Origin of the sequence: Ureibacillus thermosphaericus (genome assembly GCF_002370195.2) — a bacterium.
Lineage (GTDB): Bacteria > Bacillota > Bacilli > Bacillales_A > Planococcaceae > Ureibacillus > Ureibacillus thermosphaericus.
The window spans coordinates 639045-662110 of record NZ_AP018335.1; the positions used below are offsets into that span (position 1 = coordinate 639045).

The following is a 23066-nucleotide window of genomic DNA, read 5'->3' on the forward strand; positions in this document are numbered from 1 at the left end:
GAATGTTGGTAAAGTGATTACATTGTTAGATAAACCCAGACAGCAGTCATTAATACGGAAAGTTGTTGAGAAAATTACAGTTAAAGATAATCATATTCATGAAATTTATTTCAAGTTTTCAAAAGGCTTGAAAATAGCTATAGATGAAAATAATGATAAATCTCCTTCTGATTTTAGGGTTGAGGAAGGTACGGCGAACCGTACCATAAATAGAGGCAAAAATTGTTGTAGGTAAGTTGGTAATTCTTTATCGGAAGCGGGTATTGAAAAGGTGTGTTCATTATCCGTTTCGCGATATAACAAGTGGATTAGTGTAAAAGTTTTCGATATATTCATTTCAGTAAAATCAAATTCAAGTTCTATATTTTTTATGGTTCTGGTTCTATCTTTTTGCTTGATTGTTATATTTTCAATTAACAGCTGGAGTAGCTGTTTTTGATTTTCCCTAGATGTCTTCTTGTAAACAGATAGGAATTTTATAAGTAAATTTTCGATCAACTCTGGTTGGATTACTTTTGAATCGATAGAACCTAATTGTATTATAATTTCATTTTTCTTTAGTTCTAACTCTCTCTTTTCATTGGAGACCTTTTGTAATCTTTCTTGCAGTATATCCACAGGGAGAGTGTTTTTCTCAAAGGCTTCCATATACTTTGTTTGTAACTGTTCAATTTCCTTTAATCGCCTTTCAATCCCTACTAGTTCTTTATTAAGTTGGCTTATTAAATTAGCAGAACTAGAACTAATGTCTAGGAGAGTCTTATACAACTTTTTCTTATTAGAACTGAATTGTTCAATTTTCTTGATAACTGTATCTTCTGCTTCATATGCCTTAATGGAATTTGCTTTACAAGCAGCGGATCCTTTATTATGAAAATCGCTACAGACGTAATAACGGTGTTTTCGTTTCGTTCCATCTCTTCTTGTATGTGTTGTAATGGATGGAACCATTCCTTGACCACAATCAGGACAGCGTAAAAGGCCACTAAGTAAAAATGGTTCGTTTGATTGACGCTGCTTAAATGATTTACTTTTTCTCCTTGCTCGTACAACGTTCCATAGTTCGTCCGAAATTATAGCTTCGTGTTTTCCTTCAACTAGGATGGGGTTTGGATTTTTCCCTTTTCTCCGTTTGGTGTCCCAATTCTCAACTTTTAGCCAACTGATTTTACCGTTATATACAACATTGTCTAGGATTTGTGCTACACCGTTAATAGAAAAATGCCGGTTTCGCTTCGTTCTAAATCCTGCTTTATTTAAGTAGTTAGAAATTGCTCTTAGGCCTTTCCCATTTGCATACATATGATAGATTAGCTGTATTATCTTAGCTTCCTCTTCATTGATAACAAGCTCTTTCTTAACAGTGTCATATCCAAATACAACTCCGCCGTTCCATCGACCTTCTAATGCTCGTTGTTTCATTCCTAGTTTTACATTTTCGGATAAAGTATTACGCTCCATTTCAGCAATAGAAGCCATAATTTGAAGTACTAGGCGACCTATTGGACTACTGGTATCAAAGTTCTCCGAATAGGATATAAATTTCACGTTGTATTTTTCAAACTTATCTAGAATCATGAGTGTGTCTAACATATTTCTAGAGAGTCGAGATATTTTCCATACTATAACGGCATCAAATCTCTCATTTTCAACATCTTTAATTAGCCTCTGCATTTCAGGACGTCCATTTACCGATTTACCGCTAATTCCTTCATCGACATACTCATCGACTACTTCCCATTTATAAACTTGAGCATATTGCCGAAGTGTTTGAAGTTGTGCTGCTATACTGAAACCTTCTTTTGCTTGTTCTTCTGTACTAACGCGGGCGTAGATTGCTACTCTTTTTATTTCTGGTGTCATATTTATCCTCCTTTGCCTTTATAATACTATGAAAATATTGGAAAGGGAAAAAGGATTCAAGTTTCTATTTGTTTATAGCAAACCTAGTAAAAATAAATTGTAACCAAAAAAATAGATATGTTTAAGGAATTATTAATATGATGTTGAGTAAAAACGGAGTTGTAGAAAGCAAACTTATAATAACAGGAAGGATAGGTTGTTGAGAAAAGTTCAAAAAAAGAATTGAGAATAATTTTATAATAGATTATTCTTTATTACATCAATATTGATCAATCACTTTAATGAAAGGAATGTATTGATATATTTGACGTCAATGTATTAATACGAAAAGGTAAGTATGAATAATAATCCAATTACTAATTTTACGTATTTAATAGAAAATGATTATTCAAATATAGCAGGCATTGCTATTTCAAAAAATGGAAGTATGGTTTTTGAGCAATATTTTCATGAGTATACCAAGGATGATGCATTGCATGTGGCTTCTGTAACAAAAAGTATAGTATCAGCTCTTATTGGCATTGCAGTAGATAAAGGATATGTTAAAAATATAGAACAGAAAGTATTAGAGTTTTTCCCGGATTATACGATTAAGCGTGGCGAAAAAACAATACAAAATGTCACTATTAAAAATTTATTGACGATGACTGCACCATTTAAATACAAGTCGGAGCCGTATACAAAGGTCTATTCGAGTGATGATTGGGTAAAAGCCGCATTAGATTTACTAGGGGGAAAAAGCGATATTGGGGAGTTTAAATATACTACCGTTGGAATTAATATTTTGTCTGGTATTCTTACAAACGCAACTGGTCAGTCAGTGATTAATTTCGCTACAGAAAACTTGTTTAAACCTCTTGGAATAAAGGAGCCAAATAATGCATTTATACAAAACAAAGAAGATTATTTAGCTTTTCTCAAGGATAAATATGTAACTGGTTGGATGGCAGACCCTAAAGGTGTAAATACCGCCGGTTGGGGGCTTACTTTAACGCTAAGGGATATGATGAAGATAGGTCAGTTATATTTAAATGGTGGTTTATGGGACGGTAAGCAAATTTTATCTTCCAAATGGATAGATGACAGCACAAGTGAAAAGAGCCGATGGGGAGAGTTGTCATATGGTTACTTGTGGTGGATTGTTGATGATGGCTATGCAGCTTTGGGTGATGGCGGAAATATAATTTTCATAAATCCTAAAAAGAAAATAGTAGTTACTATTGCTTCTCGCTTTATGCCACGTGCCAAGGATAGAATTGAATTGATTAGAAAGCATATTATGCCATTGTTCGATCGAATAGTGTAAAGAGATTATGAAGTTTTCTTCTTAAACTATCAGGTGAGTTTGAGGATTATATTCAGAAACCAATAGACTTAGTTATACTAAATGATATTAAACCTGCTTTAAAGCCAACTATTCTAACGACTATTACATTTTCAGAACAGGATAAATAACTGGAGTATTAATTAGCAGTCTATTCGTTAAAAATAGACTGCTAATTAGCTTCAGACTAAGAAAGAATACAAATTTAACAGTAAAATGCCAACAAGTTGTTAAATAAGTTCATGACTTATCTCCTCAAATAAATCTTCATCAAACTCGTAAACTATTCTCTTGATCGTTCGATCTTTAGGTTTTTCTCCATTATTTACTTGAATGAATCAATTTCATAAATCATAGTATTTCTGAAGTATAGAGTACCCCTATACTAAAAACTTTGTTTTTTTTTTTAAATTATGCAACTTGGTTTTGTTGCTGTAATAAAGCATTGATTCGATCAACTGCTAGTTTGCAGGTATTATAAATTAACGTCACCAGATTGAAATGCATTTTTGCTTTCTTTCCTGTACGATGACGGACATTGTTTAATTGAAAGTATTCCTTTAAATAAGCGTTAACGCGTTCGACTGCTGTACGTTCTTGATAAAGCTGTTTCCATCGTTCTGTCCCACGTGCTGGATAGGTAAATTTACGGATATCTATATCACATTTGATTTTGAAAACTTTTTGGCAAAGGGTGTCTTCTCGTAATGGGCAAGTTGCACATTCCTTTGGACGTGTGAATTTTAATGTATTGTACTTAGCGTCAAAGCTGTCATATTGGTAACTATGTTCACGCACACAGGTTGGACGAAAATGTTCATCGAATCCTATATATTCTCCTTCTCGGCGAACGTTGTAAGGAATCACGACTCGCATGGACTGTGATACGGCTTGACGGTAAATAGGTTCAACATCATAACCAGCATCAAATATAGCTATTGTAAATTGACCGTTTCCTAAGTGATGAAGTTTTTTCAATAATGGAATCGCAGCTTTACAATCACTTAAATTACCTGAGGACATCAAACGAGTGATGATATATTGACTTTTCGTCGAAACAGCTAAATGTGCTTTATAACCAAACCAGAATGTATTTTTTCCTTTACTATTCTTTTTCACACCCCATTTTGGCTCAATCGGTACATCCTTCCAAAGGGTTTCTAATGGGATATCCAGCTGTTCTTTCAGTTCTTTTTCATAGGTTGATTGATTTCCTTTTTTCTCTACTTGTTCGGCTAACCAAACAGCTCGTTCAGCTTTAGTTTTACGACCACGTTTTTTAGGAGTTTTAGGTGCTTTCTTTTCTGATGGTGTGAAAGCATCACGAGCTTCAAAGTGACTCGCATCGATGGCGACATGTTCATCATTTAGAAAGCCTTCCAACATCGCTGTTTTGATGAGTGTATCGTTCATTTTATCTAGCACATCTGATTCACTAATGACTTGAATCATGCGTGAATAAGAGCTTTCAGATGGTACGACATCAGACACAAGGAATCCACAGTCGAAACGAAATAAAGGATCATGGACCAAACGTTTGACTAAATCCTTGATAGTTGGAATACGTTCGACAATACGTATAATCAGCGATTGAATCATTGCACCATAATTCAATTCACGTGGTGCACCTTTCAATGTCTTTTTAGAAAACAATTGAAATATAGGCTGAATGTCGATTGCACTAAAAATGGCATCATAACGATGGGAACTTTCCATTTCTAATAATTGATGGATGTCAAAAAGAGAAATTTGTTTTACAATAGTCATAGGGTACTCACCTCTTTCGGATGGTTTGTTTGGTTACCTACCATTATAACGAAATTTGGGGAGGTGCCCATTTTTTATTGTCTTGAATCCCTTGAAAATCAAGGGGTGAGAATTATGAAATTAACTCGAATTACTTAAGAAATCGGAGTAATTCTTTTTTATCATAATCGTCTAATAGGTTATAAAATGAATTAAAATCATTAGCAATGTGGTTAATTAATGGTAATAAGTCACTGCTATTCTTTAATTCTATCTGCTTTGTTAATAGTTGTATTTTGCAATAGAAAAGTGCAGAGAAATGCAATTAAAAATGCAGAGGTTTGCCACCCATTTAATTCCTTTTCGACAATGCGTGGGACAGTCTATAGCTCTCGCCATGAAAAGAGATGATATGGGCGTGATGAATTAGCCTGTCCACTAACGCTGCTGTTAAACGAGAATCTGTAAAGATCCGGTTCCATTGACTAAATTCTAAGTTAGATGTAATAATTACGCTTTTCTGTTCATAAAACTCCGATATAATTTGGAATAATAATTCAGCTCCTTCTTTACTAAATGGTAAGTATCCCATTTCATCTAAAATGACCAAATCAACCTTCTCCATCCGTTTTCTAAATGCTGATAAACGGTTGTTACGTAAAGCTTGCTCTAATTCCTCAACTAGGTGGGCAACACGGTAAAAACGAACCTCATAACCTAGTTCACAAGCTTTTTTCCCTAGTCCTGTGGCTAAATGAGTCTTCCCTGTCCCGGGTGAACCAACTAAAACTACATTTTCTCGATTCTCAATAAATTGTAGGCTACACAAATCCTCTTTGGTTAAGTGAGGAGGGAACCGAAGTTGTTCGGTCCACTCGTAATCATGTAAACTCTTTTTATCTAAGAACTTCGCCTTTTTTATCAAGCGGATTGCTCTCGCTTTTTCTCTTAATCTTATTTCCTCCTTAAGTAGCCCATATAAGAATTGTTTCGGAGTTTCAAACGGTATTTGCTCGTATACATCCGCAACATAAGCTAACCTCAATGACTTACACAATTCTTTAATGTCCTGTTTCAATTGACAGCCTCCTCTCTAGGAGCTAATGAATCGTATTTACTCCAGTCCACTTCATAAGGATTATTATCACTAGGTAGCTTATCCTGTGCAATTAATTCATAGAACTCTTCATTAATCTCCTTCATGTCATGAGAAACTAATAAACTAGCTAGAGCTTCTAATCGTTTTCGTCGATTAATTAAATTATCTACCAACAAAAATTCTTTAATTCTTCCCGGTAAATACTTATTATAGCGCGAATATTCTACAACCCTTGGTTTATGAATCCATGTTTTAATTATTGAAAGCCATGGTAATGCTTTTCGCTTTTTCATATATGGCCGATAGTCATCCAATAATATCTCCCCATTAGGTGAAACAATCTTTAATTGATCCCATGTTAATATCATTTGTAATTGACTATAGTTGCCACCCTTAGGGACATGAACCAACGTCTGATCCACTTTCACTTCATTATATTTGTTTACTTTAACAAGATGCTCTTTAAATACAGGATAGGGCTTTTCCGGTAATGCTAGAAGATAATCCCGTTCTTCCTGCCATAAGTCCTCAATACGTACGTTTTTGGCATAATGAATTCTATTTCTGTCCGCCTCTAATTTATGAAATAATTGATCAGTTAAACCCTCATAGCTGTCCATTATTGGAGCTGAAGTAAAAAAGTTATAGCGTATATATCCAACTTTATTCTCAACATTTCCTTTTTCATGGCCACTTCTTGGATTGCATACCTGCACATCAAAGCCATAATAATGCTGAAATTGAACAAATTCATCAGTTAATTGTGCTTCTTCATTTTTTGTCCTTTTTTTCTTCACAGCGGGGGTCAAATTATCGATTCTTATCCTTTTAGGTACTCCCCCAACCTGTTTAAAAAGAATATTGAGACCATGTAAGAAGCATTCTTGATTTTCAGCTGGTAACGGTACTGCAAATCCAGCATTACTATGAGGAAACGTCATAACTAAAGCATGAATATCCACAATTTCTCCATCTTGTACAGCTTCCATTACTCCAAAGTCTACTTGAACTTCACCCGGAGGATGTTCTAATCTTTCATACCCTTTATCCTTTTCTTCTTGGTGAGTATTCATCCATTCAGAGATAAAGTAACAAACAGTACGATAAGAACCTTGGAAACCCATTTCCTTTAGTTCTTCAAATATTTGTTTCTTTGTTCTTCTTAATTTTTTCCTTAACTTTAAATCCTCAAAAAGCCAATCTGAAACAATTACTCCCCACTTTTCCTCATACATCATCCCTTTCTTTTTAAATGATTTCTGTTTAGGGAGTTGATCTTCATCCGCATACTTCTTAGCTGTTCGCCAATTAATTCCCATTGTTCTTTGTATTTCTGAAATAGATAAACCTTTGTTATTTCTTAAATGTTTGATACAATTAATATCAGACATTGCTAGCATCCTTTCTTACCTCCACTACCAATTGCTTGACACAATTACTGTAGTGGGACTTGGGGTGACTGGCAAGTCTTTTTTGTTTATACACAGAAATTTAGTGCAGGACTCTGCATTTTTCCTTTGCAAAGCTCTGCACTTTTATTTTGCCATACACATTCCCAATACATATTGACGTTCATTTCATCATAGTCTGTAAGATTTTTTGTAATTAGTCTTATTTTTTAAATCCTTCGAACTATCCATTTGTTTTTCTAATCAATGAGGCGTTTAAAGAAATTGAAAAAATTAAACAGGATACATCTTATGAAAAAGAATGGATTAAAAAACAATAAAAATAAGAGACCATTGCGGACAAAGGCTGTGACTTCAAACCCTTTTTCTAATGCTTGTTTTACGACATGACGTCCCACAGCGCCAGTTGCTCCAAAGACAATTATTTTCATAGCGCTCCCCCCTTCCGTTCGACGGTAAATCTCCCTTGTGAATCAATAGAATTGAGAGATTTGAAACGCTAGCAAGCTGCCTAGTTTGGAGCACTAAAAAAGCGGCAAAATGTTGTGTAATCAACATCCTGCCGTTTTCATAGAAAATGTTTATTGATCTTCAATGACAATATAAGTTGCTTTGACGGGGCCATGCACGCCGACAATCAATACGGATTCTATATCTGCTGAATTGCTTGGTCCTGACATAAATAAAATGCAGGATGGCACTTGTTGACCCTTTTCGATTTGCTTGCGGATTTTTTGGGCAGCTTGCGTCATTCTAGGGACAATGGAACTTTTCGGAATAAGCACGATCACTTTTTGCGGCAAAAAGTTCATGGTGCGTCCCCGGTTTGGATGACTGGTAAGCATAGCGGTGGCGGATTCGGCCAATGTCATTTCGCTAATCGTTATACCGATATTCGCCTTTTCGGCCTGGCGAATGTTTTCCTCAGGGGTGTCCGGATTCCACTCGTAAAAGTGGATGCCGTTTTCCGGCAAATTTTCCATCCATTTCTTCACCCCGAATTTTTCAAAGCGGTCGTCTTTCCATGTGATGACCGATTCACCTCCATAATCGTTCACCACTTGATGAAGTACATTCGGCAAATCCGCGGTTGTTGTTTGGACGAACGTTGTATGGATGTTTTCGCATTGCTGTTTCAACACTTCCACTAGTTCATCTTGGGATGCATTTTTTAACACTTCATGTTGGGGGCAATATTTCCAAACCGGACGTTCCACTTTTGTTCGAACAGGGCGGCCGAGGCTTTGGGCAATTTGATTTAGGAATTCATCGCGATTTTGAATCGTCATGATTGCTCTCCTTTCTGACGCTGCTTCATCCAATGGCGGAAGCTTTCTTTATTTGGGGCAGGAAAATCCCGCACTTCCGTCCAAGCTTTTAATGGGCCTGGTCCGCTTGTGATTTTGTCATCTTTTACAAAAGGAGACATGATAGGTGAAGCGACTTTTGTTGCCATATTAAAGAGCGGCGAAGTTGATGCCCCTAGCCCAAAGGCTTTCATAATTAAACGTTCTGAAATCGGGGCTTTTCCTTCCTGTTCCACAATTTTTTGACGATGCAAATGCAATAATTGATGCAATGGAATTTTTACAGGGCAAACTTCTGTACAAGCACCGCAAAGGCTTGATGCATACGGCAGTTCTTTGAAATCTTCATATCCTCCAAGGAGCGGAGATAAAATAGCGCCGATTGGGCCAGAATAAATTGACCCGTAAGTGTGGCCACCTACATGGCGATACACTGGACAAACATTGACACATGCTGCACAGCGGATGCATTGTAGTATAGGCTGGAAATCCGTGCCTAAAATTTTCGAGCGTCCATTATCTACAATGACTAAGTGGAATTCTTCCGGACCGTCAGTTTCGTTTTCTCCTTTTGGTCCTGTCAGCAATGTGACATAGCTTGTTAATCGTTGGCCGACCGAGCTGCGAGTTAATAGGCTGACGAGAACTTCCATTTCCTCAAAGGTTGGTACAATTCTTTCCATCCCCATTACCACGATTTGAGTTTTTGGCAGAGCTGAGACAAGGTCTGCATTTCCTTCATTTGTCACTAAAGTCACTGTGCCGCTTTCGGCAATGGCAAAGTTGCATCCTGTAATGCCAATGTCTGCTGTTAAATATTCCTCGCGCAGCTTTTTGCGGGCAAACAGCGCCATTTCTTCAGGTTGTTCTGATTTGTCGTAGCCAACTTTTGAAAAGATTTCCCGTATTTGATGGCGGTTTTTATGCAATGATGGCACAATGATGTGTGAAGGTGGTTCATGGTCATTTAATTGTAAAATGAACTCTGCCAAATCGGTTTCCACCACTTTGCAGTCGGCTTCTTCCAACGCTGCGTTTAGATTGATTTCTTCTGTCACCATCGATTTAGACTTAACAATTTTTTTCGCTTCTTTTTGAATGGCGATGTTTTTTATATAGTTCGATGCGTCTTCTTTTGTTTTCGCGAAAAATACATGGCCGCCGCGTTTGACCACATTTTCGCTCAACTCATAAAGATATGCATCTAAATTTTCTAAAACATGTTTTCGAATTTCTTCTCCATGAGATCTCCATTCTTCCCAATTTCCTAATTCCTCCACGCGAGCTTGACGGCGGGTTTGAAATCGGGCTTGGGCAGCGGAGATAGCGCCTCGCATAAAGGTATCGTTTAAGTTCGTCTCCACGCGTTCTTTAAATTGTTCATCACTTGTTTTCATAGCCATCATGAATCCCCCCTTAGCGACTATTTAACACTTCTGCAATATGCATAACGCGAATCGGCTTTCCGGTGCGGCTGGTTCTTCCTCCAATATTAATAAGGCATCCGGCATCTGCACCAACTAAAATATCCGCTCCTGTTTCTTCGATATTGCGAACTTTTTCATCCACCATTTCTCCGGAAATATTCCCCATTTTCACAGAGAATGTACCGCCAAATCCACAGCAGCGCTCGTTTCCTGGAAGTTCAACATATTCCAGTCCTTCAACATTTTGAAGTAATCGGATGGGTGCATCTTTTACTCCTAAAAGTCTCGTCATATGGCATGATGTATGATAAGTAGCTTTGCCTTTTAACCGGGCTCCGACATTTTCAATTTTTAAAATATTTACAATAAAGTCGGTTAATTCATAGGTTTTATCTGCTAAACGTTGCGCTCTTTGTTCCCATTCCGGATCCCCTTTAAAAATATGCGGATACTCTTTAAACATATATGCGCAAGAACCTGATGGCGTAACAACATATTCTGCATGTTCAAATGCTTTAATCATGTTTTTCATGGAACCTTTTGATTCTTCTACATATCCGCTGTTATAAGCCGGCTGACCACAGCAAACTTGTGATGTAGGAAAATCGATTTCACAACCAAGCCGTTCAAGAAGTTCAACAGTCGCTTTTCCTACATTCCCTTGAAACATATCGACAAGGCATGTCGCAAATAATGAGACTTTCATTATGAATCCCCCTATAATCCTACATAAATCGACAGGTCATCAGATGACTTAAATAGTAACACATTTTTTTAAATTCTACTATAATTTTTTGAAAATACAAAACATAAAAAAGTGCAGAAGCTGATTAAACTTCTACACTTTTCCTTATTCAGCCATATCGAAATATTTCATTAAAATTTCTTCTACGTTATTTAAATGGGAATACATGGCGAGTTCTGCTAGTTCGGGATTTTGTTGTTTGATAGCTAAATAAATTTGCATATGTTCATCATATAATTGTTCAATCGTGGTTTGTTTAGAAAATAACCAAATGCGCCTTGTTTCTCGCATTAATTCAATCGTAAGCCCAGATACTTGGTTTAGTAAATTAGGTAGCAGAGGGTTGTGGGAAGCATTTGCAATGGCCTTATGGAATTCGAAATCCGCTTTTTCACCAAGCTCTTCATTCCCTTCTACGTTTTTCATTTCCTCAAGGATTCCTTCTAAAATGACAAGATCTTCTTTTGTTCTGTTTTTCGCTGCGCTTCTTGCCGTCCCAACTTCAAGAATTTTTCTTAATTCAAGCAAATGAGGGACGTATTCTCTGTATGTAATAATGGCCGTAGAAAGAGGAAATTCCAGTTTTTGTTTAGGGAAGTTTTTCACAAATGTGCCAGAGCCTTGTTTTATTTCAATCAGCCCCATTGCTTTTAAGGCTGATAATGCTTCACGAACAGCGGATCTACTGACTTGTAATTGCTCTGCTAAATATTCAACAGAATCTAAACGGTCACCTGGTTTTAGTTCGCCTGTACGGATCTTTTCATAAAGAATTTCACAAACTTCTTCGTAAATTTTTTTCGTTTTTACTTTTGCAAGTTTCAAATAGTCCACCTCGTTTTTCAAGCAAAATCGGTAAATTAATTATACATTATACCGAAAGTACAATGAAAAATCTTCTCGTTCAGAGAAGATAAAAGTGTAACTCAAGTAAAACAACATTGAATTTTAAAAAAATTCAATTTATAATCTAAATCATAAGGTCATCAGATGACTTGATAGGGGATATTTTGAAACATTGGGGGAAAGAGCATGACATTTACTCAAAATTTTACAGCAGTTGGAAACAGTTTAGGGTGGACAGCCCTGGTTGCAACAATTCCTATTTTATATTTTTTCTGGGCGCTTGCTATTAAAAAAATGAAAGGGTATATGGCGGGGCTAACCACTTTAATTATAGCTATCGTCATTGCAGTTTTAGCATTTAAGGTGCCAGTTTTGACAGCAGTAGCATCTGCTTCGCAAGGGGCTGTATATGGAATCATTCCAATTGGCTGGATTATCATTACGTCCGTATTTTTATATAACTTGACGGTAAAAACCGGACACTTTGATGTTATTCGTTCATCGGTGTTATCTATTACTGAAGATCGTCGTATTCAGGCTCTATTGATAGCCTTTTCTTTTGGGGCATTTTTGGAAGGGGCAGCAGGATTTGGCGCTCCGGTTGCCATTACAGCGGCGTTGCTAGTAGGGTTGGGTTTTAAACCGTTGCAAGCGGCGGGCCTTTGTTTAATTGCAAACACAGCTCCTGTAGCTTTCGGGGCTATTGGGGTACCGATTACCGTAATGGAAGGGATTACAGGGATTCCTGCTTTAGAAATTTCAAAAATGGTAGGCCGTCAATTGCCTATTATTGCCGTATTTATTCCATTTGTTTTAGTGGTGATTATGGTCGGTTTTAAACGGGCTTTTGAAGTGCTGCCTGCAATTTTAGTATCCGGTATTTCGTTTGCAGTGGCGCAATTTTTAAGTTCCAATTATTTGGGCGCCGAATTGCCGGATATTATTTCATCCTTAGTATCCTTAGTAGCTTTAGCGATTTTCTTGCGCTTTTGGCAGCCAAAACATATTTATCGTTTTGAAACGGATGGCCAAGTGGAGGATACAAAAAATCACTATACGGGTGGGCAAATTTTAAGAGCTTGGTCTCCATTTATTGTATTAACGCTATTTATATCTGCTTGGGGAATTCCATCCTTCAAAAAGGCGTTATTAGGTACATATGATGGTGAAAACGCATTTTTAACCTTTGTGAATAACATTGGTGGTGCGCTCACGTTCTATCCAGAAGTCCCGTTTTTACACAATCAGGTAATCGATGGTTCAACAGGTAAGGAAATTGCAGCAGTGTATAAATTTGAATTATTAGGTGCTGCGGGAACAGCCATTTTATTTGCTGCTATACTCTCTAAGTTTCTATTAAAAGTTTCTTGGGGTAAATGGGTAAAAACTTTTGGCGAAACTATCAACGAAATTAAATTCCCGCTTTTAACTATTTGCTGCGTTGTTGGTTATGCTTATGTGGCAAACACAGCCGGCATGATGACGACTATAGGTTTAGTATTGGCAAAAACAGGAGCTTTATTCCCGTTCTTCTCGCCGGTGCTTGGATGGATTGGTGTGTTTGTTACAGGTTCCGATACTTCTTCCAACGTATTATTTGCCAAGTTGCAGCAAGTTACGTCTGAATCCATCGGCATGGATCCGGTTCTTGCGTTGGCTGCCAACACATCGGGAGGCGTGACTGGAAAAATGATTTCGCCGCAAACATTAGCTGTAGCTGCTGCAGCGGTGGGATTAATCGGAAGAGAATCAGAGTTGTTAAAATTTGCCTTAAAATACAGTGTCATTTTACTTGTCTGCATGTGTATCATTACATTTTTGCAAAGCACCGTACTTACATGGATGATTCCATAAGTTTTGAAGTCTTGGCAGTATCGTCTGTTATAGATGATGCTGCTAACAATTTTGAGTAATGGGGGGAAAACTTATGAAAAAAATTGAAAAAGTCTTAGTAGCAAACCGCGGCGAAATTGCCATCCGCATTTTCCGCGCATGTACTGAATTGAAAATAAAAACCGTTGCAATTTATTCCCATGAGGATAGCGGTGCCATTCATCGTTTTAAAGCGGATGAATCCTATTTGGTAGGCAAAGGGAAAAAGCCAATTGATGCTTATTTAGATATTGAAGGAATTTTAGAAATAGCAAAAGATGCAAATGTAGATGCTATTCACCCGGGATATGGCTTTTTATCAGAGAATGTAGAGTTTGCTCGCCGTTGCGAAGAAGAAGGAATCATCTTCATTGGACCAAAATCAAAACATTTAAGCATATTTGGGGATAAAGTAAAGGCTCGCGAACAAGCCATCGCTGCTGGAATTCCTGTCATTCCAGGTACAGATAGGCTAGTAAAAAGTTTGGAAGAAGTTGAACAGTTTGCAGATACATACGGCTACCCTATTATGATTAAAGCAGCCCTTGGTGGTGGAGGCAGGGGAATGCGCCTTGTGGAAAAGGCAAGCGATTTAAAAGAGGCTTATGAACGGGCAAAATCTGAAGCAAAAGCGGCCTTTGGTTCCGATGAGGTTTACGTGGAAAAAGCCATTGTGAAACCAAAACATATAGAGGTTCAAATTTTAGGCGATGAAGCGGGCAATATTGTGCATTTATATGAGCGGGATTGCTCAATTCAACGCCGCCATCAAAAAGTGGTAGAGATTGCGCCATCTATCTCAATTTCAGAAGAGTTGCGCCGCCGCATTTGCGAAGCAGCTGTAAAATTGATGAAAAATGTGCAGTATGTGAATGCAGGGACAGTGGAGTTTTTAGTAACGGGCGATAATTTTTACTTTATTGAGGTAAACCCGCGCATTCAAGTGGAACATACCATTACCGAAATGATTACAGGAGTTGATATTGTTCAGGCGCAAATTAAAATTGCGGAAGGTCATGAGCTACACAGTCAAGCAATTCGGATTCCTGAGCAAGAAAAGATTCCTTTATTTGGCTATGCCATTCAATCACGGATTACAACGGAAGATCCAAAAAACCATTTTATGCCGGATACAGGAAAAATTATGGTGTATCGCTCATCCGGCGGTTTTGGTGTCCGTTTAGATGCAGGGAACGGTTTCCAAGGCGCAGTTGTTACTCCTCACTATGATTCGCTGCTTGTGAAACTATCGACTTGGGGAAGAACCTTTGAAGAAGCAGCGCAAAAAATGGATCGCAATTTGCGGGAGTTCCGTATTCGAGGTGTGAAAACCAATATTCCGTTTTTAGAAAATGTCGTAAACCATGAGAAATTTTTAAGCGGCCAATTCGATACAAGCTTTATTGATACAACACCGGAATTATTTGAATTTAAAGAACGGAAAGACCGTGCGACAAAGCTGTTAAACTATATCGGCAATGTGACATTAAATGGCTTCCCTGGAATCGAAAAGCGGCCAAAACCAATCTTTGTTCAGCCTCATATTCCGACTGTACCTGAAAAAAAGGTAACTGGTACAAAACAAATTTTAGATGAACAAGGCGTGGCTGGACTTATCCAATGGATTAAAGCCCAAGATGATGTACTGCTTACCGATACAACATTCCGGGATGCCCATCAATCGCTCCTTGCCACACGCGTTCGTTCGAAAGATATGTTTGAAATTGCCGATGCTACAAGCCAATTGATGAACGATTTCTTCTCCCTTGAAATGTGGGGAGGTGCAACTTTCGATGTAGCGTATCGCTTTTTAAAAGAAGACCCTTGGGATCGATTGGAAACATTACGCAAAAAAATTCCAAATATCTTGTTCCAAATGTTATTTAGAGGAAGCAATGCGGTAGGGTATTCCAACTATCCGGATAACGTCATCCGCGAGTTTATAAAATTATCAGCTCAGTCCGGTATTGATGTATTCCGCATTTTCGATTCATTGAACTGGGTAAAAGCGATGGAAGTGGCCATTGACGAAGTTCGCCTCAACGGAAAAGTGGCAGAAGCGGCAATCTGCTATACGGGCGATATTTTAGATGATGGAAGAGCAAAATATACGGTGCAATATTACAAGGAAATGGCAAAACAATTAGAACAGGCCGGCGCGCATATTTTAGCCATTAAAGATATGGCAGGGCTGCTTAAACCAAATGCAGCTTATCGTTTAATTTCCGAATTGAAGGAAACAACAGATTTGCCAATTCATCTTCATACCCATGATACAAGCGGAAATGGGATTTTCGTTTATGCAAAAGCCATTGAAGCAGGAGTGGACATTATTGATACGGCATTAGGTTCCATGGCTGGCTTAACATCTCAGCCAAGCGCCAATTCGCTCTACTATGCTTTAAGCGGCGAAAAACGGCAAGTTAGAGCGGACATAGAATCCCTTGAAAAACTATCTTACTATTGGGCGGATGTGCGAAAATATTATGTGGATTTCGAAAGCGGCATGAATGCCCCTCATTCAGAAGTGTATGTACACGAAATGCCTGGCGGACAATACAGCAACTTGCAGCAACAAGCGAAAGCAGTAGGGCTTGGGGACCGCTGGGAGCAAGTAAAGAAAATGTATTCCCGCGTCAATTTAATGTTTGGCGATATTGTAAAAGTAACGCCATCATCAAAAGTTGTTGGCGATATGGCGCTTTTTATGGTGCAAAATGATTTAGATGAAGAAAATATTTTTGAGCGCGGGAAAACGCTTGACTTCCCTGATTCCGTCATTGAATTTTTCCAAGGTTATCTAGGACAGCCTTATGGCGGATTCCCGAAAAAACTGCAAAAGCTTATACTAAAAGACCGCAAGCCAATTACGGTGCGCCCTGGTGAACTGCTTGAGCCGGTTGATTTTAGTAAACTTGCTGTTAAGCTGGAAGAAAAAGTCGGATTCAAACCGACTGAGAAAGACTTAATCGCCTATGCACTATATCCAAAAGTATTTGAAGAATACGCTAAAGTGCGTGCCCAATACGGTGACATTTCTGTATTAGATACGCCGACATTCCTATACGGTTTGCGCCTAGGCGAAGAAATTGAAGTGGAAATTGAAAAAGGAAAAACATTGATTATTAAATTAGTGTCCATTGGTGAGCCGCAACATGATGGTACACGAGTGATATACTTTGAAATTAACGGTCAACCTCGGGAAATTGTCGTACAAGATATGACGGTAGAGGCAACGGGTCATAAAGCCGTCAAAGCGGACCCATCCAATCCAAATCAAATCGGTGCAACGATGCCGGGTACAATTTTGAAAGTGGTAGTATCTAAAGGCAGTCCGATCAAGCGGGGCGACCATTTATTAATTACGGAAGCCATGAAGATGGAAACAACTGTGCAGGCGCCAAAAGACGGTGTGGTAAAAGAAATTTACGTCAAAGAGGGCGATTCTATTTCTACAGGCGACCTATTAATCGAAATCGAATAAATAAGAGGTTGGAACAAATCTAAAAAAACATCATTTTCTCCTTGAAGAAAATGATGTTTTTTTTTATACGATCAATGATTGAATTATAATCATCATTTCTTTCTTGAAAACCTTCCTCCGCGTGGCGCATATCTATAATGGGTTGGGTATGATAATCTCTTAAATAAATTTTTTCAGTAGCTATTTCTTGAATTACCTGTTCTGTCAGTAACTGGAACGTCACTTTTAAAAATTTATTGATACAGGCGATAATCGCAACCTTATGAGGCTTTCTCTGAGGTTGTGTTTTTAATTTATAATAGTAATCTACAAAATGATTCAGTTTATCTTTCTTCTTCATAATCATGGCACACACCATAAATATAGGTTCTTTCTTCCACTTTCTTATACACGCTCTCTATGGACCCAACATACTAAACTGATTCGCATAAGGGTGTGAAGTTAGCCAGTTTTTAATACGGATTCAAAGATCCCTGAGACTGGTCGACTTTTCTAAAAAATAGTAGCACAAACCTTGGCCTTGGTTTGTACTACTAATCTTAGTATGTTTTTGTTTTGACTATAACAGGACTTGTATGCTCAACTAAACGACCTTATGGTGGAGTAGGAATTGTAAAGTATACACGAGGCCCCTTTTCCAAAGTTTCCAAACTCGTCGATTTTAGCTATATTCGGAAATCTTCATTAAATCTCCAAATATTCGCCTCAAAAAATTTAGGATAGACATGCTTATGAAATATACTATTTCAAAACTTAAACATTTGAAGAATAATTGGAGCTCCTTTTGGTGGCAGGTCTTTCGTTTTTAACTTAATCATACCGCATTGGACTTCGTAATTTTCTTTAGGTTGTAGCACACCATTAATAAATAAATTCATATAGGAGACGGTACTTGGGTCAATGATTTTCTGATTTTTTCCTTTCGTAAAGCCATCTTGATCTCTATAAATTCTTGATTTTCCGTTTGAATTTGTATAGTACTCAAAAACTTCAACCTTTTTTGGAAGGTGAAAGGAAAACTCTGTCGGTGGTAAATGAGGGATTTTTAAAAATGGCTTAGGTAAGTTATTAGCACACTTTTTATTTTCCATCATTCCGCTCCTTCCAATTAATTACTAATAATTTCTACTATAATATGCCTAAGTACACAAAAAATTTCTCCATACAATAAAATGAAATTAGCTTCAAGGAGGAAAATGGATGGCATTAGAAATTTTAAAGCTTGCAATTAATGCCGCTACAACTGTACTTACTAATCCAGATGTACAAAAATTTTTTTATGTAGTAGATACTCCTGTAACTGGGGCATCTACTTTAACAATTAACGCAGAAGATTTCATGGATGATACTGGAGCAACAGGTGTTACACTTCCAGCATTATCAGATGAGAATAGTTATTTAATTGTATATGTAAACGGTGTACAAGTAATGCAAGATTTAGTGACATATAATCCAGGTGGAACTGGTACAGGATCACTTGTCATTACTGTTCCTGAAAATTCAGATATTATTGCAAATACACCAGTAGTTCTTGTGGTAACTAACTTCGCTCCAACAGCTCAAACTACTATTAATTCTTAAGAAGTTGTGTAATTCTTTAGATTAGAAGTGGTGCTTTGTTAGTTAGAATAAAAGCCCCCTTTTCTCGTACCATTCATTTTAAGAGAAAAGGGGCTTTTATTAATGAGCGAGAACTTTGTGAGTCTTCGGAACGAACATGTTTTTTTACGAAAAAATTAGGTAATAACTATTAAGTATCGGATAGGAGGTTTTTTGTAGGGAGGAGCTTATTTAGAAAGCGTCCAAGCGAATTAAAGCGTCTAATGCCAGATATAACACAGAAAATGTTAACTCAACAATTACGCGAATTGGAGCAAGATGGAGTTATGAAACGAATTGCATCAAGTTCCTCCGAAGGTTGAGTATGAATTAAGTGAATATGGTTGGAGTTTGAAAGGGATTCTAGATGCTCTATGAACTTGGGGGGAAAAACATATCGTCAAAGTGTATGGTAGTACAGATGGAGTTTTGGAAGAGAACATTTTAAATGAACACTTAAAATAAATTGAATTAGAGTGTAAGTATTATTTTCTGTCTTCCATTAAGCTAAACAAAGGAAAAGTTTATTCTTAACAAAATCCGGAATATCAATAAATTTAAATATCGGTAATAATCCCCAAATTCAGAAACCATTCATTATGAAAAATCCCAACTTTAAACGTATGAAAACCTCCTTTGAAACAAATGATAAAAATACAATTCAAATACCAATGAATTGTAAATGGAGAATAAAGGAGGTATGTTGCATGAGAACGTTGCAAAGAATAGCTTTAGTATTAGCAATTATCGGAGCTATTAATTGGGGTCTTATTGGATTTTTTAATTTTGATTTAGTAGCGACATTATTTGGAGGACAAGATACAGCCTTATCACGTATTATCTACAGTCTAGTTGGTTTAAGCGGACTATTTTGTTTAACACTCTTGTTTCAACCATGGGAAGATATGGAGCGACAAGAAACGGTTCGTCCTAGAAGCCAACAAAACAATATCAATTACGGAACGGAATTTGGAGAAGAAGCTGATTTCACTTCCGTAGAAGAAAAAAACAAGCGAAATGAATAAAATACTTTTAAGAAAGTGCAGCACTTTACGTAATCATCTCAAGAGTGCAGCACTTTTTTTGTTGCTTTTACATTAAGAAGAAAATTTTGGATTATTATAAAATTTGAAACTCCGTAGATAATAGCACATTTTCGTCTAATATTGCATATATTGCAATGGATTCGTAAAAAGGGGTGTTGAAATATGAATGGAAACTGGAAGCTTAGTGACCCGTATGTATTTGAATCATTAAAAAGACTTTTAAATCAATCCATTGCAGTTCAAACAATTCGGGGCAGTCTACGTGGGGAATTGAAAACCGTGATGCCAGATCATATTGTCATTCATATGGGTGGATCGCCATTTTTTGTTCGTACTGAACAAATTATTTGGATTCAACCAATATGAATGCATAGGTCAAGCACCGTCCATCATAAGATAGAAACGGTTAAAAATTATGGATGGAGGCTCACTCACTCTTATGTTTAAACGTGTAAATAAAATTCTCATTGATTTACCGATTCCGGACCATGGCGATATGAATGCGGCTGCAGCCGTTCAAGAATTACTCGGTGGTAAATTCGGTGAAATGTCTACATTAAATAATTATATGTTCCAATCCTTTAATTTCCGCGGCAAAAAAAAGCTTAAACCTTTTTATGACTTAGTGGCAAGTATTACAGCAGAAGAATTTGGTCATGTGGAATTAGTGGCGAATACGATCAACCTGCTCTCTATTGGCAACACAGTTCCAACTGGTCCTGATACCGCTCCACTCCAAAACGGAAAAGACGCACGTTATTCCCTCCACTTTACAACGACCGCACAAGCAGCCTATCCAGGAGATTCAATGGGGAGACCGTGGACTGGTGAATATGTCACAAATTCAGGCAACCTTGTAGCAGATCTTCTTTTTAATTATTTATTAGAAATTGGTGCAAGAACTCATAAAATGAGGGTCTATGAGATGACAACTCACCCGACGGCATTAACGATGATTGGATACTTACTCGTTAGAGGTGGCACACACATTATTGCTTATGCAAAAGCAATCGAAATGGCAACAGGAGTAGATGTTGGAAAAATGCTCCCAGTACCAAGTCTTGATAATAACAAATTTGATTATGCAAGACCATTTATGGAACAGGGATTATATAATGTATTGTATACATGGGGAGAAGAAGATTATCGCGATATTAATCAAATTTGGAAAGGGAAGAATCCTGAAACGGGCGAACAGTTGAGAGTGATTCACGGAATGCCAGAAGGAGCACCGGTACCAGATTTTCCTGAACTTCCAGAAGAATTTGCTCCTGGAATTGACCGGGATGATTATTTACGGATTTTAAAAAGACTGCAAAGCAACTTGTAATAAGTTTGGGAAAAAATTTGCCGTCCCACATTTAACAAGATGTGGAACGGCATTTTAGTGCGCCTGGCATGGGTGTAATCTATAGGGTGTAAGTCCCGAACTGTGAAGGCAGAAGTAACAGTTAGCTTAACGCAAGGGTGTCCGTGGTGACGCGGAATCTGAAGGAAGCGAGCGGCAAACTTCCGGTCTGAGGAACACGAACTTCATATAAGGCTAGGTATCATTGGATGAGTTTGCTAAACAAAACAAAGTCCTTTCTGCCAAAGGTGGTACAGAGTAAATGAAGCAGATAGATGGAAGGAAAGATTACATTCTTACCCGGGGAGGTCTGGCGGATAGGTGAAGTACGCTTCATAACCTACTTAGTGATAAGTAGCTGAACCGTCAGAAGTCAGCAGAGGTCATAGTATTAGTTGGTTTAGAACTACTAAGAAGGACCGAACAATTAAGAGAGAATAGCCCTTGGCATTCAGTGAGTCATGATGAACACAGAAAACGTAGTACCTCACTTGAGGAAGGAAGCGGTGAATCCCGTGGGAGACCTCTTGGAGGGTGGAGTGACCACTGGCATAAAGAGAACAGCTATTCACGGAAGTTATAAAGACTTGCGTCAATCATCTTAATTGAACCGCCGTATACGGAACCGTACGTACGGTGGTGTGAGAGGACGGGAGTTAATCGCTCCCTCCTACTCGATTTTTAATTTTGCTTCTTTGTTGTAAAATCAGGAATAAGCCAATAAATAAGCAATCCAGCAATTGTTGCATAAGCGATCCCGTTTGCATATCCAATACCGATAATAAAGATAACTGCTACAATAATTAAGTTTTTCATGTTCGTCATATCCACTTTTTCTTCGATCATGTGGCGTATTCCCATCCCAGCAATCATACCAAATAACAAGATACAAATACCACCCATAACAGCAACAGGAATAGATTGAATTGCAGCCCCTACTTTTCCGAATAAACCTAATAAGATGGCAATGACACCCGCACCTTGAATAATTCTGCTAGAGAATTGACGAGTAATTGCTAATACGCCAAGGTTTTCTGCATAAGTTGTTTGTGCAGGACCTCCAATTAAACCAGAGATAAATGTAGCGAGACCGTTTCCCCAAAGAATGCTTGAGAATCCTGGATCCTTCGTTACATCCTTACCTGTAATCTCATTTAATACGAACATATGTCCTAAGTCTTCGATGATTGTAACTAATGCAATAGGTGCCATTCCGAAAATGACAATCCATGTGAATTCAGGCATGACAAAATGAGGAAGAGCAAATACTGGAGCATCTACAATTGGGCTATAATCGACGATTCCACGAATTGCGGCATAAATGTATCCAACTACTAGGCCAATAATAATTGGTAGTAAACGAACCATTTTATTTCCTGCAAGTGTCGCGATAATTGCGGCAAGGAGGCTGACGATTGCTACATCCCAATTTACACTAGCCATATTTGTAACAGCTGTCGTTGCTAATGCTAACCCAATGATACTCACAACAGGGCCAACAACTACTGGAGGAATTGCTTTCCGTGCTTTATCAAAACCAATAAAAGTAATAAGAAGTGCAACAATTCCATAAACAATTGAAACACTAATAAGTCCTGCAACTGCCTCGCCCGGCGAATTCAATTCCCCTACATACAATGCTAAAGGCGCAATGAAAGCGAAAGACGAGCCTAAATAAGTAGGAACTTTTCCACGCGTAATCAAATGGAATATTAAAGTCCCTAAACCACTAGCAACAAGTGCACTACCTGGATCTAATCCGGTGAGTGCTGGAACTAAAATCGTCGCACCGAACATAGCAAACAAATGCTGCAAAGACAATGGAATCGCTTTCAAAAAGTTTTTCAAACAAGTGTCCCTCCTTAATAAATGGTATTTCTGTCATGAAATTTTTAGAATTTGAATTTTAAATTTTCACTATTGAAATAAGATAAATAAATGAAGGATATAG

The 23066-nt window shown here is 37.7% G+C and carries 19 protein-coding genes and 2 pseudogenes; 9 read left to right on the forward strand and 12 right to left on the reverse strand.

The annotated features are described in order from the left end of the window. Nucleotides 1-105: 105 nt before the first annotated feature. Nucleotides 106-1863, reverse strand: a complete 1758-nt coding sequence (locus UtA1_RS17590) for a recombinase family protein (protein WP_096550002.1) — start codon at nt 1861-1863, stop codon at nt 106-108. Nucleotides 1864-2200: 337 nt separating this feature from the next. Between UtA1_RS17590 and UtA1_RS03035 the strand changes: the two genes are divergently transcribed. Continuing rightward, a complete protein-coding gene (locus UtA1_RS03035; RefSeq protein ID WP_096550003.1) occupies nt 2201-3169 on the forward strand; it encodes a serine hydrolase domain-containing protein in 969 nt (322 codons plus the stop codon). A 429-nt stretch (nt 3170-3598) separates the two neighbouring features. On the opposite strand, the gene UtA1_RS03045 is transcribed toward UtA1_RS03035, so the two are convergent. The 8 genes and pseudogenes from UtA1_RS03045 to UtA1_RS03080 all read right to left on the reverse strand — a co-directional run bounded on the left by UtA1_RS03045 (nt 3599) and on the right by UtA1_RS03080 (nt 11745). Continuing rightward, a complete protein-coding gene (locus tag UtA1_RS03045) occupies nt 3599-4954 on the reverse strand; it encodes a transposase (RefSeq protein ID WP_096550004.1) in 1356 nt (451 codons plus the stop codon). A 331-nt stretch (nt 4955-5285) separates the two neighbouring features. Further along, nucleotides 5286-6011 (reverse strand): IS21-like element helper ATPase IstB, encoded by a 726-nt coding sequence (gene istB, locus UtA1_RS03050; RefSeq protein ID WP_096550005.1) that lies wholly within the window; start codon nt 6009-6011, stop codon nt 5286-5288. Beyond that, nucleotides 6008-7432: an IS21 family transposase gene (gene istA, locus UtA1_RS03055; RefSeq protein ID WP_096550006.1), complete on the reverse strand. Its 1425-nt coding sequence runs from the start codon at nt 7430-7432 to the stop codon at nt 6008-6010. The genes istB and istA overlap by 4 nt, the downstream gene beginning before the upstream one ends. Before the next feature lie 344 nt (nt 7433-7776). Continuing rightward, nucleotides 7777-7872 (reverse strand): annotated as a pseudogene (locus tag UtA1_RS03060) (NAD(P)H-binding protein); the annotation flags it as partial. A gap of 150 nt (nt 7873-8022) precedes the next feature. Continuing rightward, on the reverse strand, nt 8023-8730 hold the full coding sequence (locus tag UtA1_RS03065) for a LutC/YkgG family protein (protein WP_096550007.1): 708 nt from the start codon (nt 8728-8730) through the stop codon (nt 8023-8025). Then, nucleotides 8727-10151, reverse strand: coding sequence for a LutB/LldF family L-lactate oxidation iron-sulfur protein (locus UtA1_RS03070; protein WP_096550008.1), 1425 nt, complete (start codon nt 10149-10151; stop codon nt 8727-8729). Before UtA1_RS03070 ends, UtA1_RS03065 begins: the two co-directional genes overlap by 4 nt. A 13-nt stretch (nt 10152-10164) precedes the next feature. Beyond that, on the reverse strand, nt 10165-10881 hold the full coding sequence (locus tag UtA1_RS03075; protein WP_096550009.1) for a (Fe-S)-binding protein: 717 nt from the start codon (nt 10879-10881) through the stop codon (nt 10165-10167). 144 nt (nt 10882-11025) lie between these two features. After that, the gene (locus tag UtA1_RS03080) at nt 11026-11745 is read right to left on the reverse strand and encodes a FadR/GntR family transcriptional regulator (protein ID WP_096550010.1); all 720 of its coding nucleotides are present in this window, start codon (nt 11743-11745) and stop codon (nt 11026-11028) included. A gap of 207 nt (nt 11746-11952) precedes the next feature. Between UtA1_RS03080 and UtA1_RS03085 the strand changes: the two genes are divergently transcribed. Continuing rightward, complete coding sequence (locus UtA1_RS03085; RefSeq protein ID WP_096550011.1) at nt 11953-13620, forward strand: L-lactate permease; 1668 nt, start codon at nt 11953-11955, stop codon at nt 13618-13620. Between the two features lie 73 nt (nt 13621-13693). After that, a complete protein-coding gene (gene pyc / locus UtA1_RS03090; protein WP_096550012.1) occupies nt 13694-17122 on the forward strand; it encodes a pyruvate carboxylase in 3429 nt (1142 codons plus the stop codon). Nucleotides 17123-17141: 19 nt separating this feature from the next. On the opposite strand, the gene UtA1_RS17595 is transcribed toward pyc, so the two are convergent. Further along, complete coding sequence (locus tag UtA1_RS17595) at nt 17142-17462, reverse strand: hypothetical protein (protein WP_232019963.1); 321 nt, start codon at nt 17460-17462, stop codon at nt 17142-17144. A 406-nt stretch (nt 17463-17868) separates the two neighbouring features. Continuing rightward, nucleotides 17869-18216: a DUF4183 domain-containing protein gene (locus UtA1_RS03100; protein WP_232019890.1), complete on the reverse strand. Its 348-nt coding sequence runs from the start codon at nt 18214-18216 to the stop codon at nt 17869-17871. A 106-nt stretch (nt 18217-18322) separates the two neighbouring features. On the opposite strand from UtA1_RS03100, the gene UtA1_RS03105 reads away from it, so the two are divergent. From UtA1_RS03105 to UtA1_RS16960, 6 genes and pseudogenes are all read left to right on the forward strand, one after another. Continuing rightward, complete coding sequence (locus UtA1_RS03105) at nt 18323-18703, forward strand: DUF4183 domain-containing protein (protein WP_096550014.1); 381 nt, start codon at nt 18323-18325, stop codon at nt 18701-18703. A 212-nt stretch (nt 18704-18915) separates the two neighbouring features. Then, nucleotides 18916-19186: pseudogene (locus UtA1_RS03110) on the forward strand (winged helix-turn-helix transcriptional regulator); the annotation flags it as partial. A gap of 242 nt (nt 19187-19428) precedes the next feature. Next, nucleotides 19429-19746: a DUF378 domain-containing protein gene (locus tag UtA1_RS03115; protein ID WP_016838886.1), complete on the forward strand. Its 318-nt coding sequence runs from the start codon at nt 19429-19431 to the stop codon at nt 19744-19746. A gap of 183 nt (nt 19747-19929) precedes the next feature. Continuing rightward, nucleotides 19930-20133, forward strand: coding sequence for a YuzF family protein (locus UtA1_RS03120; RefSeq protein ID WP_096550015.1), 204 nt, complete (start codon nt 19930-19932; stop codon nt 20131-20133). Nucleotides 20134-20206: 73 nt separating this feature from the next. Further along, nucleotides 20207-21097, forward strand: coding sequence for a manganese catalase family protein (locus UtA1_RS03125; RefSeq protein ID WP_096550016.1), 891 nt, complete (start codon nt 20207-20209; stop codon nt 21095-21097). A 479-nt stretch (nt 21098-21576) separates the two neighbouring features. Then, nucleotides 21577-21720, forward strand: a complete 144-nt coding sequence (locus UtA1_RS16960; protein WP_172597779.1) for a hypothetical protein — start codon at nt 21577-21579, stop codon at nt 21718-21720. Nucleotides 21721-21796: 76 nt separating this feature from the next. Here the strand turns inward: UtA1_RS16960 and UtA1_RS03135 are convergent, their stop codons facing one another. Beyond that, nucleotides 21797-22963, reverse strand: coding sequence for a uracil-xanthine permease family protein (locus UtA1_RS03135; protein ID WP_096550017.1), 1167 nt, complete (start codon nt 22961-22963; stop codon nt 21797-21799). Nucleotides 22964-23066: the final 103 nt, after the last annotated feature.

Excerpts from the sequence above, each read along its gene's own strand:
- UtA1_RS03075 (WP_096550009.1), bottom strand. The coding sequence starts at position 10,881 with ATGAAAGTCTCATTATTTGCGACATGCCTTGTCGATATGTTTCAAGGG.
- UtA1_RS03045 (WP_096550004.1), bottom strand. The coding sequence starts at position 4,954 with ATGACTATTGTAAAACAAATTTCTCTTTTTGACATCCATCAATTATTA.
- UtA1_RS03105 (WP_096550014.1), top strand. The coding sequence starts at position 18,323 with ATGGCATTAGAAATTTTAAAGCTTGCAATTAATGCCGCTACAACTGTA.
- UtA1_RS17590 (WP_096550002.1), bottom strand. The coding sequence starts at position 1,863 with ATGACACCAGAAATAAAAAGAGTAGCAATCTACGCCCGCGTTAGTACA.
- UtA1_RS03100 (WP_232019890.1), bottom strand. The coding sequence starts at position 18,216 with ATGATGGAAAATAAAAAGTGTGCTAATAACTTACCTAAGCCATTTTTA.
- UtA1_RS03070 (WP_096550008.1), bottom strand. The coding sequence starts at position 10,151 with ATGGCTATGAAAACAAGTGATGAACAATTTAAAGAACGCGTGGAGACG.
- UtA1_RS03085 (WP_096550011.1), top strand. The coding sequence starts at position 11,953 with ATGACATTTACTCAAAATTTTACAGCAGTTGGAAACAGTTTAGGGTGG.
- pyc (WP_096550012.1), top strand. The coding sequence starts at position 13,694 with ATGAAAAAAATTGAAAAAGTCTTAGTAGCAAACCGCGGCGAAATTGCC.
- UtA1_RS03065 (WP_096550007.1), bottom strand. The coding sequence starts at position 8,730 with ATGACGATTCAAAATCGCGATGAATTCCTAAATCAAATTGCCCAAAGC.
- UtA1_RS03125 (WP_096550016.1), top strand. The coding sequence starts at position 20,207 with ATGTTTAAACGTGTAAATAAAATTCTCATTGATTTACCGATTCCGGAC.
- UtA1_RS16960 (WP_172597779.1), top strand. The coding sequence starts at position 21,577 with ATGATGAACACAGAAAACGTAGTACCTCACTTGAGGAAGGAAGCGGTG.
- istA (WP_096550006.1), bottom strand. The coding sequence starts at position 7,432 with ATGCTAGCAATGTCTGATATTAATTGTATCAAACATTTAAGAAATAAC.
- UtA1_RS03115 (WP_016838886.1), top strand. The coding sequence starts at position 19,429 with ATGAGAACGTTGCAAAGAATAGCTTTAGTATTAGCAATTATCGGAGCT.
- UtA1_RS03120 (WP_096550015.1), top strand. The coding sequence starts at position 19,930 with ATGAATGGAAACTGGAAGCTTAGTGACCCGTATGTATTTGAATCATTA.
- UtA1_RS17595 (WP_232019963.1), bottom strand. The coding sequence starts at position 17,462 with ATGAAGAAGAAAGATAAACTGAATCATTTTGTAGATTACTATTATAAA.
- UtA1_RS03035 (WP_096550003.1), top strand. The coding sequence starts at position 2,201 with ATGAATAATAATCCAATTACTAATTTTACGTATTTAATAGAAAATGAT.